Annotated in this window: 16 protein-coding genes and 2 tRNA genes; all 18 read right to left on the bottom strand. The window is 37.6% G+C overall.

Annotated elements, in window-relative coordinates; translation table 11 throughout:
• Nucleotides 1–104: 104 nt before the first annotated feature.
• The 18 genes from dusB to EGX95_RS26645 all read right to left on the bottom strand — a co-directional run bounded on the left by dusB (nt 105) and on the right by EGX95_RS26645 (nt 16,708).
• The gene (gene dusB / locus EGX95_RS26730) at nt 105–1,103 is read right to left on the bottom strand and encodes a tRNA dihydrouridine synthase DusB (RefSeq protein WP_000912258.1); all 999 of its coding nucleotides are present in this window, start codon (nt 1,101–1,103) and stop codon (nt 105–107) included.
• A gap of 23 nt (nt 1,104–1,126) precedes the next feature.
• Nucleotides 1,127–1,330, bottom strand: coding sequence for a helix-turn-helix domain-containing protein (locus EGX95_RS26725; RefSeq protein ID WP_000387027.1), 204 nt, complete (start codon nt 1,328–1,330; stop codon nt 1,127–1,129).
• A complete protein-coding gene (gene folK, locus EGX95_RS26720) occupies nt 1,282–1,797 on the bottom strand; it encodes a 2-amino-4-hydroxy-6-hydroxymethyldihydropteridine diphosphokinase (RefSeq protein WP_001059445.1) in 516 nt (171 codons plus the stop codon). The genes EGX95_RS26725 and folK overlap by 49 nt, the downstream gene beginning before the upstream one ends.
• Complete coding sequence (gene folB, locus EGX95_RS26715; protein ID WP_000358059.1) at nt 1,794–2,156, bottom strand: dihydroneopterin aldolase; 363 nt, start codon at nt 2,154–2,156, stop codon at nt 1,794–1,796. The genes folK and folB overlap by 4 nt, the downstream gene beginning before the upstream one ends.
• The gene (gene folP / locus EGX95_RS26710) at nt 2,157–3,017 is read right to left on the bottom strand and encodes a dihydropteroate synthase (protein ID WP_002081846.1); all 861 of its coding nucleotides are present in this window, start codon (nt 3,015–3,017) and stop codon (nt 2,157–2,159) included. It abuts the gene before it with no gap.
• On the bottom strand, nt 2,992–3,864 hold the full coding sequence (gene pabC, locus EGX95_RS26705) for an aminodeoxychorismate lyase (protein WP_000909890.1): 873 nt from the start codon (nt 3,862–3,864) through the stop codon (nt 2,992–2,994). Before pabC ends, folP begins: the two co-directional genes overlap by 26 nt.
• The gene (gene pabA / locus EGX95_RS26700; RefSeq protein ID WP_000602276.1) at nt 3,858–4,445 is read right to left on the bottom strand and encodes an aminodeoxychorismate/anthranilate synthase component II; all 588 of its coding nucleotides are present in this window, start codon (nt 4,443–4,445) and stop codon (nt 3,858–3,860) included. Before pabA ends, pabC begins: the two co-directional genes overlap by 7 nt.
• A 5-nt stretch (nt 4,446–4,450) precedes the next feature.
• Nucleotides 4,451–5,848, bottom strand: coding sequence for an aminodeoxychorismate synthase component I (gene pabB, locus EGX95_RS26695; RefSeq protein WP_001189678.1), 1,398 nt, complete (start codon nt 5,846–5,848; stop codon nt 4,451–4,453).
• Between the two features lie 220 nt (nt 5,849–6,068).
• Nucleotides 6,069–6,992 carry a cysteine synthase A gene (gene cysK / locus EGX95_RS26690; protein WP_001261703.1) on the bottom strand — a complete coding sequence of 308 codons (924 nt, stop codon included), beginning with the start codon at nt 6,990–6,992 and terminating at the stop codon, nt 6,069–6,071.
• Between the two features lie 104 nt (nt 6,993–7,096).
• A complete protein-coding gene (hslO, locus tag EGX95_RS26685; RefSeq protein ID WP_000656366.1) occupies nt 7,097–7,972 on the bottom strand; it encodes a redox-regulated molecular chaperone HslO in 876 nt (291 codons plus the stop codon).
• Nucleotides 7,973–7,978: 6 nt separating this feature from the next.
• Entirely contained in the window at nt 7,979–8,767 is a 789-nt protein-coding gene (locus tag EGX95_RS26680; RefSeq protein WP_000578367.1) for a type III pantothenate kinase, read from the bottom strand.
• Nucleotides 8,768–8,994: 227 nt separating this feature from the next.
• Nucleotides 8,995–10,896 carry an ATP-dependent zinc metalloprotease FtsH gene (gene ftsH, locus EGX95_RS26675; protein ID WP_001079659.1) on the bottom strand — a complete coding sequence of 634 codons (1,902 nt, stop codon included), beginning with the start codon at nt 10,894–10,896 and terminating at the stop codon, nt 8,995–8,997.
• Nucleotides 10,897–10,981: 85 nt separating this feature from the next.
• Nucleotides 10,982–11,524 carry a hypoxanthine phosphoribosyltransferase gene (gene hpt, locus EGX95_RS26670; RefSeq protein WP_000981838.1) on the bottom strand — a complete coding sequence of 181 codons (543 nt, stop codon included), beginning with the start codon at nt 11,522–11,524 and terminating at the stop codon, nt 10,982–10,984.
• Complete coding sequence (gene tilS, locus EGX95_RS26665) at nt 11,521–12,951, bottom strand: tRNA lysidine(34) synthetase TilS (protein ID WP_000655455.1); 1,431 nt, start codon at nt 12,949–12,951, stop codon at nt 11,521–11,523. The genes hpt and tilS overlap by 4 nt, the downstream gene beginning before the upstream one ends.
• 224 nt (nt 12,952–13,175) lie before the next feature.
• Entirely contained in the window at nt 13,176–15,647 is a 2,472-nt protein-coding gene (spoIIE, locus tag EGX95_RS26660) for a stage II sporulation protein E (protein WP_001123529.1), read from the bottom strand.
• A 259-nt stretch (nt 15,648–15,906) separates the two neighbouring features.
• Nucleotides 15,907–15,978: transfer RNA gene (locus tag EGX95_RS26655), tRNA-Glu, on the bottom strand.
• A 13-nt stretch (nt 15,979–15,991) separates the two neighbouring features.
• A tRNA-Met gene (locus tag EGX95_RS26650) sits at nt 15,992–16,065 on the bottom strand.
• 160 nt (nt 16,066–16,225) lie between these two features.
• Nucleotides 16,226–16,708: a S1 domain-containing RNA-binding protein gene (locus tag EGX95_RS26645; protein WP_000021452.1), complete on the bottom strand. Its 483-nt coding sequence runs from the start codon at nt 16,706–16,708 to the stop codon at nt 16,226–16,228.
• Nucleotides 16,709–16,765: the final 57 nt, after the last annotated feature.

Genomic DNA, 16,765 nt, shown 5'->3' with positions numbered 1-16,765 from the left:
TTCTACTCAACTAGAAAAACTGCCAGCAACTAACTGGCAGTTCTTCTTTCTTTCACGTAATTATAGGAAGTGTATAGAAGAATGTCAATCTTCCCTTCCTATTATTAACCAACGTGAATTGTTTGTTGTTTCGCTTCTACTTCTTCTACAAATGTACCTAATACATTTGCAAGGTCTTCACGCGTATTACAAGCATTGATACCATTACGTACAGTTGCATTACCACGAATGCCCTTTAAATACCAAGCTGCGTGCTTTCTCATCTCTCTTACAGCGACATTTTCATTCTTTAAATCGATCAGACGATCTAGATGCAACATACATACGTCAATTTTCTCACGTACTGTCGGTTCCGGCATTAATTCACCAGTCTCTAAATACTTTACCGTACGATAAATCATCCATGGATCTCCAAGGGCAGCGCGGCCAATCATAACACCATCTACACCAATTTCATCAAGCATACGCTTTGCATCTTGCGGCGTTGCGACATCGCCATTTCCGATAACCGGGATATTTACAGCTTGCTTTACTTGTTTAATAATATCCCAATCCGCTTTTCCTTCATACATTTGTACTCGTGTGCGCCCATGAACTGCTACCGCTTGTCCACCAGCACGCTCAACAGCTTTCGCATTCTCGATTGCGAAAATATGATCCTCATCCCAACCGATACGCATTTTTACTGTAACTGGTTTTTCTACAGCATCTACAACTGCCGCTACCATTTCATATATTTTATTTGGGTCTAAAAGCCACTTTGCTCCTGCATCACACTTAACGATTTTTGGTACTGGGCACCCCATATTAATATCAATGATGTCTGCTGTCGTATATTGATCTACGTATTTCGCAGCATCTACAAGAGTTTCTTTCTCGCCACCAAAAATTTGTAAACTTAATGGCTTTTCTCTCTCATCAATATATAACATATCTAATGTTCTTTTATTGTTCAGTAGTATCGCCTTATCACTTACCATTTCAGCACAAACTAGGCCTGCACCGAATTCTTTTACTGTCAAACGGAATGCAGAGTTACACACTCCCGCCATCGGTGCTAATACAACCGGATTTTTCATCTCAATATTTGCGATTTTTAACACTCGATTTACTCCTTCCTTCATGGTCACTTTGGCATTAGCTCATCTATCGAGACCTTTAATGCTTTAGCAACTTCCACTACAAAGTCTTGGGAAGGCGATCGATTTCCTCGCTCAACTTCACCTAAAACAGATACAGATACCCCTAATTCTTTTGCAAAACCTTCTTGCGTATAACCTTTTAGTTTTCGAAAAGCACGAATGCGTCTTCCCCATTTTTCTGCTTCCATACCGTTACTCCCTCTCGCCTTTTCATTTCTTCTACTTGTGAACGTGAAATGTTTTGTTTTATATCTTGATTAATCTCTAACAACGGAACGATAACAAAAGCTCTTTCGAACATCCGCGGATGCGGAACAATAAGATTCTCTGCTTCAATATTTTCTTGATTATATAGTAAAATGTCAAGGTCGATAGTCCTAGGTCCCCACCTAATTTCCCTTTTTCTTCCTAGATCATTTTCTACTTTTTGCGTTACTTTCAATAATTCTTGCGGTGATAAATTGGTAGAAATTTTTATAACTAAATTTAAAAAGCAACTTTGGTCAGTATAGCCAACCGGTTCCGTCTCATATACAGACGAAACATCCTCAACTTTGATATAAGGATTTTTATTCAGAAACTGAATCGCTTCAGTTAAATACGTATAACGCTCTCCAATATTTGAACCTAATGCAATGTAAGCTATATTATTCATGGACGTTCTCTCGTAATTTCTACCGCTACAGCACGATAATGTCCTGGTATCGGCGGATCTGGTTTAATTACCTTTATCGTACATCTTGAAATACTCTCATATTGTTTCAATATATCTGTAGCAATATTTTCAGCAATACTCTCTACAAGCTTATATGTTCTATCTTCTACAACTTTCCTACATAATTCGAAAAGCTCTCCATAATTAACAGAATGCTCTAAGTCATCACTTTCTCCTGCTTGTTTCAAATCCAATTCCACCGTTAAGTCCACTTTAAATCTCTGGCCCAATTTATTTTCCTCTGGGAATACACCATGATAACCGTAAAACTCCATATCATGAATATAAATTTTATCCAATTACTTTACCCCCTTACCGATCATCGCATCCATCATCTTAGCCATACGTGCCATTTCCTTCACATCATGAACACGAACAAACTCACAACCCTTTTCAATACCAAGACAAACGGTAGCTCCCGTCCCCTCAAGACGTTCTTCTACCGGCAAATCTAGCACATGCCCAATAAAGGACTTTCTTGAAGTACCTAAGAGAACTGGATAACCTAGTACGTTTAACTGTTCTAAATTACGCATCGCTTCTAAATTTTGTTCAGGTGTTTTAGCAAAACCGATGCCCGGGTCTAAAATGATATTCTCATCTCGTACACCAGCATCTTTAGCAATTTTAATACTGTCATATAAATCAGCAACCATATCAGCCATTAAATTACGATAATTCATGTTATCGCGATTATGCATTAAGATAATAGGTACATCGTAATGAGCCGCAACTTCAGCGATTTTCGGTTCCGCCTTCGCTCCCCAAACATCATTAATAATATGAGCACCAGCTTCGATTGCTTGTTTTGCAACTTCCGCTTTATATGTGTCGATAGAAATAGGCAATTTCACCTCTTTTGAAACAGCCTGAATCATTGGAACAACTCGTTTTATTTCTTCTTCCACTGACACTTTAGCAAAGCCCGGACGAGTAGATTCGCCACCAATATCAATAATATGAGCACCTTCATCTCGCATTTCTTTCGCATGGCGCACTGCAGCATCTACCTCGTTGTAACTCCCACCATCAGAAAACGAATCTGGTGTTACATTTAAAATCCCCATAATTAACGTTTTTTCATTTAAGTTCAATGTATATTCGCCGCAGCGCAAATCATAATCCCACTTCAAACTACACATCTCCTCTTCGTAATTCATTTCTGCTCCACAATTTCTCTCTCTGCATTTCATAAAGGTTCATAAATCTTTTTGTAACCATACCTACTTTACCCGGGAAATCTCGTCCCTCTATACGATTAAGCGGAACAATTTCTTGAATCGAGTTTGTTACGAAGACTTCATCGGCTGAAAGTAATTCATCTTTTGTAAAGAAACCTTCTTTTACTTCTATACCAATCTCTTCAGCAACCTTTATAATAAACGCACGAGTGATACCATTTAAAATCCCTGTTTCAAGCGAAGGTGTATATAAAATATCACCTTTCACAAAAAAGAGATTCGAAACAATACCCTCTGCAACATAACCTACTTCAGTCAGGAAAATCCCTTCCTTATTCACACCATTTCCAATTTCACGTTTCCCCAAAATGTTATTTAAATAATGGTGAGACTTCAAGCGAGATGCACCCTCTGGGGTATTTCTCACTTGATTTAAGACAACCCCTTCTTTTTCCACTACATCTCCCGGGGCCGCTAAAGGTTTTATAAAAACAATAATAGACGGCTCTTCATACATTTCTGTTTGCAATCCAATTTCATCTATACCCGCCGATACATTAAAACGGACATACGCATGCTCTAATTTATTCTTAACGATTAAATTCTTCAAAATAAGCATTACTTCATCTTTCGTCATTGTCCATTTTATTTGCAATGTATCCAGCGCATCTATTAAACGGTCATAATGATCATCCAATAAGAAAGGATGACCATTATAAATACGAAAAGTCTCAAAAACTCCAAGACCATATAAATAACCATGATCATAAGGAGAAATTCTCGCTTCACTCGATTCTACATACTGACCATTTACGTAAATTAACATGATGTCACACTTGGACTATATTTACGAATGAAATTCTGCAACAACTCTTTCCCGTGAGAAGTCATAATAGATTCCGGGTGGAACTGCACACCTTCAATCGGTAATGTTGTATGGCGGAGCGCCATAATTTCCCCTTCTTCTGTCCAAGACGTTACCTCTAAACAATCAGGTAACGTCTCTTTCTTAACAATAAGGGAATGATAGCGCGTCGCGGTAAACGGATTAGGGATATCCGAAAAAATCGTCTTCTCATCATGATGCATAAGCGATGTTTTCCCATGCATTAATCGCTCTGCACGAACAACCTCTCCACCAAACACTTGCGCAATAGATTGATGCCCGAGACAAACCCCAAAAATCGGAATCTTTCCAGCAAAGTATCGAATAACTTCCATACTAATTCCTGCCTCATTCGGACTACATGGACCTGGCGAAATCATTAAAAAGTCTGGTTTCATATTCTCAATATCTGAAATAGTCACTTCATCGTTACGTTTAACAACAAGATCTTGTCCAAGTTCTCCAAGAAACTGCACTAAATTAAATGTAAAAGAATCATAATTATCAATCATTAATATCATTTCTCTCACCTAACCGTTTCTTCACTACGTTCTTTTGCACGCCATAAAGCAATCGCCTTTTTTAACGACTCTTTATATTCATTTTCCGGATTTGAATCAATTACAATTCCCGCCCCTGCTTGTACATGCGCTTTTCCGTCTTTAGCAAGAAGTGTCCTAATTACAATATTCAATTCTGTATCTCCAGAATAACCGATCCAACCGATTGAACCTGTATAAATCCCTCGGCGAACAGGTTCTAATTCTTCAATAATTTCCATCGTACGTATTTTCGGAGCACCCGTAATTGTTCCTCCAGGGAATACAGCCTTCACTAAATCGAAAGCATCTTTATCTTCTTCCACCTCACCACGCACATTAGAAACAATATGCATAACATGTGAGTATTTCTCAATTACCATAAACTCGTCTACTTCTACAGTGCCATATTTACAAACACGTCCTAAATCATTTCGCTCTAAATCCACAAGCATGACGTGCTCTGCTCTTTCTTTTTCATTCTCAATTAATTCCCTTGCCAATTCTTCATCCTCTTGCTCATTTGCCCCTCTAGATCTCGTTCCAGCAATTGGTCTTGTACTTACTTCAGTTCCCTGTTTCTTAATTAGCAACTCTGGCGATCCACTTACAATTTGAAAATCCCCAAGCTCCAAGTAACCCATATATGGAGATGGATTAATTTCACGAAGACTTGTATATATTTCTAGTGGGTGTGTTTGTAACGTTCTTTCTTGTCTTGTTGACAAGTTTACTTGGAACACATCACCAGCCCCAATATATTCTTGAATACATTCAACCGCCTTCATAAAGCTTTCTTCAGTAAAAGCAACTGCTTCATTTTTCTTTTCAGGGCACGCAAACGGTATAGTCACTTCCGGCGCCTCTGTCGCCCAAAGAACCTTCCATTCATTTAATCGCTCTTTTGCCTCTTCGTGCTTATCGACATAATGTGTAATAATCCATAATACTTTTTCTTCTTGATCATACACAAACACATCATCAAATAATAAAAAGAATATATCAGGTATATTAATATCATCCTCCGCAAGAGAAGGAAGTTTTTCAATATAACGGATGCAATCATAACTAAAGTAACCAATTGCACCACCTTGAAAAGGCGGGTATTCCGGATTATAATCCGTTTTCCATCGCTCCATATATTCCTGCATTAAATCTAATGGGTTTCCTTGCTTTATTGTTTCCTTACCACTTTCACTTATATGTAACGTTTCATCCTTCCCTCGGATTACCGCTACTGGGTTTAATCCCACGATGTTATAACGACCGCCACGTCCACTCTCTAACAAAATATGTTGCGGTTTATCCTTAGAAAGAAATTTATATTGCTTAAAGAAATCTAACTGATATGGAATAGAAAGCGCTAAAGATTTTCTTCGTTGCATATCAACACCCCGTCTTCTTTTATCCCACCCTCTTATATTAACCACTTCAAGCTACATTCGTTATGTATATAGAAGGGTTATATTCGAAGGCTAGTGAAAATAAATTAATGATACTACCTCTTATTTTACATGAAGTTTTCTAGTCATTCACTCTTTTCCTATTTCCAATCCAAAAAGAAAAAGCATCCTTTTTTAAGGATGCTTTTTCAATCACATGTAATTAAGACTCAAATTGATAAAGTGGTGTACTTAAATAACGTTCACCATTACTTGGGATAATAACAAGTACCTTTTTCCCTTTACCTAACTTTTTCGCAACTTCTGTCGCTGCATAAATAACTGCTCCTGAAGAGATACCAACTAAAATACCTTCCTCTTTAGCCACTCTTCTTGCGTATTCGAACGCTTGCTCTGTTTTCACTTGAATGATTTCATCATATACTTCTACATCCAATGTTTCTGGAACAAATCCAGCCCCAATTCCTTGGATTTTATGTGGACCCGGTTTTCCACCAGATAACACTGGTGAATCCGCAGGTTCTACTGCATAAATTTTAATATCTTTATATGCTTCCTTCAGCACTTCACCAGCACCAGTAATCGTTCCACCTGTACCAATACCTGCAATAAATGCATCTAATTGGTCGCCCATTTGCTCAACAATTTCTGGACCTGTTGTTAAACGATGAATTTCTGGATTTGATTGATTTTTGAACTGTTGCGGTATAAAGTAGCCATGTTCTTTTGCCAATTCAGTCGCTTTACGAATTGCTCCGCCCATTCCTTCAGGCCCTGGAGTCAATACTAATTCAGCGCCATAAGCACGTAATAAATTGCGACGCTCAACGCTCATTGTTTCTGGCATTACTAAAATTGCCTTATATCCTTTAGCAGCTGCTACCATCGCTAAACCAATTCCTGTGTTACCACTTGTCGGCTCAATGATTGTATCGCCTTCTTTTAATAATCCTTTTTTCTCAGCATCTTCAATCATAGCTAATGCGATACGATCTTTAACGCTGCTCCCCGGATTCATAAATTCTAATTTTAAGTATATATCTGCGCTGTCTGATTCTACGATGCGGTTCAACTTAACGATCGGCGTTTTCCCGATTAATTCTGAAACTGATTGTGCCACTCGCATTCCTGTCACTCCTAACACCGAGTATTTTTATTGGTTTTGTCTATATTTAGATTTTGTCAGAAAATTCCCTGTTTGTCAATGTATTTAGAGGGTAAATTCCCTTATTACAAATTCTCAATTAAATTTGTAATATCTTCTTTAGAGAACTTGTATCGCTCATTACAGAAATGACAATGAACTTCTGTTTCTTCTTCTTCTTCACGAACTTGCTCTAACTCCGTTTTACCTAAACTAATTAACACACTCTCGATACGTTCGCGTGAGCATGTGCAATTAAATTGAACATCCATCGTTTCTAATACTTTTACCTTATCTTCTCCAAGGACTGCATACAGTAACTCTTCTGGAGAAAGCCCTTGTTCGATCAATGTTGATACAGGAGGAATCTTCTGCAAACGCTCTTCAATGAATGAAATTGTCTCTTCCTGTGCACCCGGCATAATTTGAAGGATAAATCCACCTGCCGCTAATATGCTATCGTCTCCATTTACAAGGACACCAACACCTACAGAAGAAGGCGTCTGCTCAGAAACTGCAAAATAATACGTGAAGTCTTCTCCTAATTCTCCTGAAACAATTGGAGATTGACCAATAAACGGCTCACGCATACCAATATCTTTAATTACCGTTACAAATCCTTCAGTACCTACCGCTTGATATACACGTAATTTCCCTTGTTCTGTTCCTTCAAAGTCAACATGTGGGTTCGTTACATAACCACGTACATCTCCATTTGCATGAGCATCTACTAAGATAGGACCAATCGGACCATTTCCTTCTACCTTAATTGTTAGCTTTTGGTCACCTTTTAACATTGCCCCCATCATTGTACCTGCAGTTAAAGAACGACCAAGTGCCGCTGAAGCTGTTCTCCATGTATCATGACGTCTTTGCGCCTCGCTTACCGTGTTTGTAGTACGTACACTATACGCACGCACTTCCCCATCAAATGCTAACGCTTTTACTAAATAATCTTTCATACTTATTTATTCACCTTTCTCATGCTGTAAATTTGCATTACGCTCGTATAACATATACAAACCTTTTAATGTTAAGAATGGATCTACAACATCAATTACATTCGATTCTTCTGAAATTAATTTCGCTAATCCACCTGTTGCAATAACTTTTGGTTCTTGTTTAGCTTCCTCTTTCATGCGCTTAACAATACCTTCCACTTGTCCAACATAACCATAAAGAATACCAGATTGCATCGCACTTACCGTATTCTTCCCAACTACACTGCTTGGTTTTGTAATTTCAATACGAGGAAGTTTTGCCGCTCTACTATATAAAGCCTCTGCTGAAATCATAATTCCTGGTGTAATAACTCCACCCATATAATGCTTTTCTTCGTTAATATAACAATATGTAGTAGCCGTACCAAAATCGACAATAATAAGAGGACTTCCATATAAGTGGATTCCTGCTACTGCATTTACGATTCGATCCGCACCTACTTCACGTGGATTTTCATATTTAATATTTAGCCCCGTTTTTATTCCAGGACCTACTACAAGCGGCTTAATTTTAAAATACTTTTCACACATGCGCTCTAAAGCAAACATAATTGGTGGTACGACTGAAGACACGATAATACCTTTCACATCTTCAAACGAAAGACCCTCATGCTCAAGCAACTGTTTTACAAGCATTCCATATTCATCTTCTGTCTTATGACGATCTGTTTCCATACGCCAATGTTGACGAAGTTCCCCCTCTTCAAACACGCCCAGTACAGCATTTGTGTTCCCTACATCCAATACAAAAATCATATTCTCACCACTTATCTTATTTAATCTATATTTGTGCAGTATGTATAAAACTTATAAAAACATCATATCACACATACTTATATAATCAGCTTTTCTATCCTCATCATTTTACAAAAAGATTACTCCCTATTTCAATTTTTAGTACCAGATTTATTTAAATTCTTTTTCTACTTAGTTCCCTTCTACAAATAAAAAAGGAGTGACTATCGTCACTCCTTCATCTCTTCTTACTTATCTTCTGATTCTTCATCGTCCTTCTTCATGTTGATGTTTACTTTCACATCAGCTGAAGATGTTGGACGTTCTGGCAATCTGCCATAGTCACATAAATGATTGATTTGCTCTGCATCTAACGTTTCTACTTCAAGTAACGTTTTCGCAATAAGATCTAGTTTATCACGATTGTCAGTAAGAATTTGTTTTGCACGAGCATAACATTCTTTCATAATCGTTTGCATTTCCATATCGATTTCGTGTGCAATCGCATCACTATAGTTTTGTTCTGAATGGAAGTCTCTTCCTAAGAACACTTGACCACCTTGTGAGCTACCAAATTGCATTGGTCCAAGCTTATCACTCATACCAAATTCCGTTACCATACGTCTTGCAATACCAGTCGCACGTTGGAAGTCATTATGAGCACCTGTACTTACTTCACCAAATACAATCTCTTCAGCTACTCGACCACCAAGTAAACCAGTGATTTTATCAAGTAACTCTGGTTTTGTCATGAAGTAACGATCTTCTTTTGGAAGCATTACTGCATATCCACCAGCTTGACCACGAGGGACAATTGTTACTTTATGAACGACATCTGCTTCATCAAGAACAACACCAATTACAGTATGGCCTGCTTCATGGAAAGCAACGATATTACGTTCTTTTTCAGAGATAACACGACTTTTCTTAGCCGGACCTGCAATAACACGATCCGTTGCTTCATCAATGTCACTCATATCAATTTTCTTCTTATCTTGACGCGCAGCTACTAACGCAGCTTCGTTTAATAAGTTTTCAAGATCGGCACCAGAGAATCCCGGTGTACGAGTTGCAATTGCTCTTAAGTTGATATTCTCATCAAGCGGTTTATTACGAGCATGTACTTTCAGTACAGCTTCACGGCCATTTACATCTGGACGATCTACTGTAATTTGACGGTCAAAACGACCTGGACGTAATAATGCTGGGTCAAGAATATCAGGACGGTTTGTCGCAGCGATGATAATAATACCTTCGTTTGCACCGAAGCCATCCATTTCAACAAGTAATTGGTTCAACGTTTGCTCGCGCTCATCATGGCCACCACCAAGACCCGCACCACGTTGACGTCCTACTGCATCAATTTCATCAATGAAAATGATACAAGGAGCATTTTTCTTTGCATTTTCGAATAAATCACGTACACGTGATGCACCGACACCGACGAACATCTCTACGAAGTCAGAACCACTGATAGAGAAGAACGGAACGCCTGCCTCACCTGCAACAGCACGTGCTAATAAAGTTTTACCTGTACCTGGAGGTCCAACTAATAGAACACCCTTCGGAATACGGGCACCAACTTCAGCGAACTTACGAGGATCTTTCAAGAATTCAACTACCTCAACAAGCTCTTGTTTCTCTTCATCCGCCCCAGCAACATCTCTGAAACGAACCTTTTTCTTTTCGTCATTATATAACTTCGCCTTACTTTTCCCGAAGTTCATAACACGGCTACCGCCGCCCTGAGCTTGGTTTAACAAGAAGAAGAATAAAATGAAGATAATAACAAACGGAATGATAGAAGTAAAGAATGTTACCCAAGCACTTGTTTCTTCTGCTGGTTGATACTTAACTTCAGCACCTTGCGCTTTGTCATTAATTTTCTTTTGTAATTCCTCAGTATTTGGTGCGTAAGTAACAAATTGTTCTCCTTGGCTAGAGTTGTTAAATTGTCCTTTTACCTCAAACACACCATTTTTCGGTTGAAGTTGCACATTACGAACTTCACCTTTTTCTAGTTTAGTAATGAATTTATCGTAGCTAACTGATGTCGTTTTTTGTGTCGAACCATTAAAATAGCTCACGATTCCAATTACTACTAGGAATATCAGTAAATAAAAGATGGTATTACGGAAGATACGATTCATTCCTAACCTCCTCTCACGGCATAAACACTATAGTAAATCGTAACATAGAAAAACTTTCCTATACAATTGTGACGCCTGTATTTAATTAATTTGAGTAAACGCTTGGTTTTAGTACTCCTACATAAGGAAGATTACGGTACTGCTCTTTATAATCTAATCCATACCCTACAACAAATTCATGCGGTACAGTAAATCCAACATAATCCGCTTTCAAATCTACCTTACGGCCTGTTGGTTTATCTAATAACGTAACAATTTTTACAGACTTCGCTTTACGATATTTAAATAGGTCTACTAAGTAGCTTAGCGTAAGACCACTATCAATAATATCTTCAACGATTAAAATATCGCGACCTTCTACAGAAGTATCAAGGTCTTTTAAAATTTTCACTTCGCCTGTTGAAACAGTTGAGTGACCGTAACTAGATACAGCCATAAAATCCATTTCAAGATATGTATCTGTTCTCTTTAATAAATCTGCCATGAATGGCATTGCACCCTTTAGTACACCAATCGCAAGAGGTACTGTGTTTTTATAATCCTCTGCAATAATCGCGCCTAATTCGAGCACCTTTTCTTGTATTTGCTCTTCAGAAATTAATACTTTTTCGATATCTTGATTCATCATTTCATTATCCTCCCGGAAGACTCCTTGCTTTTGTAGTGAATAATCATATATTTATCCTTCTTTGCTGTCTCTTTCGAGATAGCAAATGCAGATCGCTTCAACAAGGGTAACCAAATAACATTCCCTCTTGCATCACAAACGACCGGCCATTCTTCTCTTTTTTCTCTTGGTACTTTCGCTTCGATAAAAATAGCTTTTATCTTTTTGGTGCCATTCATACCTTGTATTGACATGCGATCTCCATTTTCTCTAGAACGAACACGAAGTGGATATGATATATCATTATACTTAGCAACAAAAACTGTTTCATTCATGTTACTTGGTATATCTTCGCTCACCTCTGTTACAAGCTTATCCCCGTTCGATAGCGTAATTGTCCCGGGCACTGATAAATCTTGTAAAAAAGGGGAAACAATTTCTTGTTTAAATCCAAAGCTGCACTCCTCGTATGCGCGAACAATTTTTAAATCACCTGGGAAATCAAGTGAACCCGAAGGTTGTGTCCGCTTAAAAAACTCAATCACTTTGTCAATATGTATAGAGGAAAGAGAAGATGGAATCTTATATTCATAAAGATAGTTTAATATTAGTTGAATCCCTCTTCTTTGTAAAGGCATAGACATGGATTCAAAGGCAGGAATTGATAAGCTAATTTGTTTATCACTTTTTTTTGTAATTACTTTATTCATTTTCTCAAAAGCTAATTCCTGCAAATACGCCTCATCCTCTTGCATCTGCATGCTAAATTTTTGGAATTTCTCATGCACTTGTGGATTTTCTTCTTTCAAATGAGGAAGAACATATTTACGTAATCGATTCCTTGTATATACTTCCTTTTTATTACTTGGATCTATACGAGGAATTATTTTTAACTTATGACAGTAATCAACAATCTCTTCCTTCGTTACTCCAAGTAACGGCCTAATTAAATACCCATTATGAAAAGGACGCTTCACTGCAATGCCTGCATATCCTTTCGGAGTACTCCCTCGTACAAGGCGCATTAAAATTGTCTCTACTTGATCATCACCATGATGTCCAAGAGCTACATACCTCGCATCATATTTCTTCATTATTCTTTCCAAAAATGCATATCTGCATTCTCTAGCAGCAACTTGTGCATTCATCCCGTATTGCTGTTGATATTGCGACACATTAATCCTTATCGTTTCGCAAATAACTCCTAGCTCTTTACAAAGGTCTTGCACAAACTGTAGGTCCTCATGAGATTCATCACCTCGAAACATATGATCCACATGCGCCACTACAATCTCAAACTGTTTTGCTGCTCTTTTTTCTAACAAATAATATAGAAGAGCCACAGAGTCAGGACCACCAGAAACACCCACAACAATTGTTGAGCGTTCCTTTAATACATCATGCTGCTTTACAAAGTCATCTACCTTTTCAACAAATGTATCTTTCAACTTCGTAATCACCTTTCATTAAACAAGAACAGCAACGTTAGTTACCTTGTTTATAATGGTACAACTTTTACAAACATTGTGCAAAAAAAAGATATACAAAAATTACATTTTTATCTTACATCATTCGTACATATTCACAAAAATAATAATATTATCTTTTAAAGCAAAAAACCTAGGCATCCACCTAGGTTTTTAGAAAGAAACATCATATTTCAAGTTTCACTTTATTGCGCTTGCATTCCTACAATTGGAATGGTAGCCCACTTCGGCATATTTTTCTTCACTTTCGCTACTACAATAGTCATATCATCATTTATATAACCATCGCCAGATCGAATCACCTCTTCCATAATGATATCAGCAATTTCTTGCGGATCTTCAGTTTGTAATTCTTTAATTTTCCGCTTCATCCATAATTCATGATTCTCCACATGCTGCGCGCCCTCAAAAATCCCATCACTCATCATAATAAGAATATCACCTGTTTTTAATTGCTCACCCACTACATCAACTTCAACATCCTCAATAATTCCCATTGGTAAATTACTTGCTTCAATTTTCAAAATATTATTTGCGCGTTTAACAAAACTCGGCGTCGATCCAATCTTTAAAAACTTCGCACTCGCATCCCGCAAATCTACCATAGCTAAGTCTAATGTCGTAAACATCTCTTCTGTTGTTCTTAAAGAAAGAATAGAGTTAATAGATTTAATCGCTATCTCCTCATCAATGCCTGACTGAAGTATTTTTTGTAATAATTTCACTGTTTCTTTACTCTCCATATGAGCTCTTTGCCCATTTCCCATGCCATCACTAATTGCAAGGGCATATTTCCCAACACTTAAATCCATCATTGCATAAGAATCACCCGAAACAAACCCACCGCCTTTCGCGGCTGTGGCCAAGCCGGTATCAAGGGAATACGTTTTTGCTGAACCAAATGATATTAAACTGTGGCCGTTCGGATAAGAAGATTTTTCTTCATGTTTCACAACTATGTTTTCCCTCAGGATATCAGAAAGCATTGGTGCAACTAATTTTTCACACTCTCCATGTTCATTAGATGCAACTGGAATCAACATTTCAATATCAATACTTCCTCTATCTAAACAATAAATATCAACATGCTCTATTTCTACACCAAAATCACGAAATGCTTGCAGAATCTGCTCTTCCTGTACTTGATGATTTTCTCTTTCCCTTTGTATCTCCTTGGCAAAATCCTCCATAACTTTTGATACACCTAACAATTGCTCTGCTACTATTCTACGATTTTCTTTCATTTGTTTTCGTAATTTTTGTCCTTCATAGAAGTGATCTAATTCACCCGCTACTAAATCCGTCACTTTCTTGCCTCTCACACAATGCTTGTCCCATTCACGAACTAGCTTCCGATTATGCTGCAGAGTTCCTTCTTCCGTTTCACTCATTATTTGTTTCATATAATCATACGTTTTATCGAAATTAACTACCCAGCATTGGTCCTTTTTAAAGCATGTTTGACATGTTTTTGCAGTAATTGTACTTAAGAACAAATCTGCCTCCGTCTCTTTATCTTCCTCCTCCACATATCCATATACAGAAAAGCTATTAGATAAAGCAGCAAATACATTGGCAAATTGATTGATTTTATTCGCTGTAACATCACGCATTCTTCTTAAATACTGTTGTTGATCTTGCGAATGCTCCTGTGTGCCTGGCATAAATTTAGCAATACGATCCATAACAAGTTTCGGTGTTAATAAAAAGAAAGCAATCGCCACACCAGATTCAATTAAAGTTGTCACAATGTTTGTTTGCTTGTCTACATATAGCGTAATCAAGCTTGTCCCAATTAATAAACCTAAACTAACACCTAAGCGTTTCCCTTCTTTTAACAAACCACCAAGCAATCCAGAAAAAGCAAGCAGACTAAGTTGGGACAAACTAGAGACATTTGCTAAGCTTAATATTAACCCAGTGACGACCCCTACTGTAGATCCTGTAGCCGCTCCTGCGATAAACGCAAACACAAGCACTAAATACCTAGTAAAAATATGTTGAATAGAAGCGTCATATATGAACCAATCTGTTGTACCAGTTAAAACAGATGCTAGTAATATAATTAAACAAACAATTTCTTCTGTCTCTAACGCTTGTTGTTTCCCTTTTCTTTCTACTAAAAGCGGGACACTTTGTAAAAATATCATAGTTAATACGAAGCTAAGCCCTGCCTCAATCGTACTAACGAGTAAATCGTACATGGTAACAGTTTGTTGTGCAAAATATACGACAACTAAATGTGCAGTTAATGCGGAGATAAATACTTGGAATGGTACAAGTCCAACAGTTTTACGTGTAAACCGACTAAAGAAGATATTATAAATGAAGAAAGTAAAAATAGATGCAAAGGTAAAGAATAAATTATCTATCGAAACTGAAAGTGCGCCCCCCATTAGAGCCAAGAACGCGAGCGGCATTTTATCCCGCTTCATAACATAAACAGCTGCAAAAAACGGCAGTGCAAACGGTAAAATGTTTGTTAATATATATGCTCGTCCCAAAAGAAAACCAATAACAACAATAATAAATCCCCATCTAAAGAAAACTTGCTCAAACTTCATTCGCAACTTACTCGTCCACTTTACTCCTCCAAGCTGACCTTCATTCATTGCCAATGCACTTGTATTCATAGTATTCCTTCCTGCTTTAGGCATATTTTTAACACCACCTGCATAGTTTAATTACTGTCATTATAAAAGATGATTATTGGGATTTTTGTCAAAACAACAGTTTTCACTTTTATAATCGTTCGACTTTTTATTCGAAATAACTCTACATATATACACAGTATGTATTTTATTTTTAATATTTTAATCGAACATTCAGAAAATATAGGGTGATTTTGTAGAAGTGTCGTATGTCTTAATTTATTTAACAAAAAAAGATCATGCGCATTTGCATGATCTTTTTAGATGACCCGTACGGGATTCGAACCCGTGTTACCGCCGTGAAAGGGCGGTGTCTTAACCACTTGACCAACGGGCCGTTAAATTAAATATAGCGGCGGAGGGGATCGAACCCCCGACCTCACGGGTATGAACCGTACGCTCTAGCCAGCTGAGCTACACCGCCATGTCGTCTTATTTAACGGACAATTAATATCTTACCTCAGATATAATTTAAAGTCAATACATCTTGAAAACTTTTTTAAAAATATATTTTCACATATAAAAAAGCACCCTGAGCAATCGCCCTGGGCACCTCTCTATATTCTAAGAATTAAACGTTCTTATTATCCGCGACGTGCGCCACGGCCACCACGTTTAGATTCAGTGTTACGCTTTAAAGAAGTTAAACGATCTTCACTGTCCTTTAAGAAACGTGCCATCTTTTGCTCGAATGTTTCTTTTGGAGCGCGGTCGTTACCGCCACCACGGTTATCTCTGTTGAAAGAACGATTACGTTGTGGACGTCCAGAACGTTGTTGATCACCACCGCGTTGGTATTCACCACGTGGACGATCTCCTTCTGTTTTTTCACGCTCTTTCGCTTTTTTAATAGATAGACCGATCTTACCATCTTTTTCAACGTTAATAACTTTTACTTCTACTTGGTCGCCCACTTTTAAGTGATCGTTAATATCTTTCACATAATTATCAGCAACTTCACTAATATGAACAAGACCCGTTAAGCCTTCTGGCAGCTCCACAAAAGCCCCAAAATTTGTAATACCTGTTACTTTACCCTGTAACTTGCTGCCTACCTCGATTGACATAAAAAAAATGCTCCTCCTTAGTGGTTAAAAAGTCAAATTTTACTTTATTATATATAA

The sequence above is a fragment of the Bacillus sp. FDAARGOS_527 genome (assembly GCF_003812125.1).
GTDB classification, from domain to species: Bacteria; Bacillota; Bacilli; order Bacillales; family Bacillaceae_G; genus Bacillus_A; species Bacillus_A paranthracis.
This window is presented reverse-complemented; position numbering and strand designations above follow the sequence as displayed.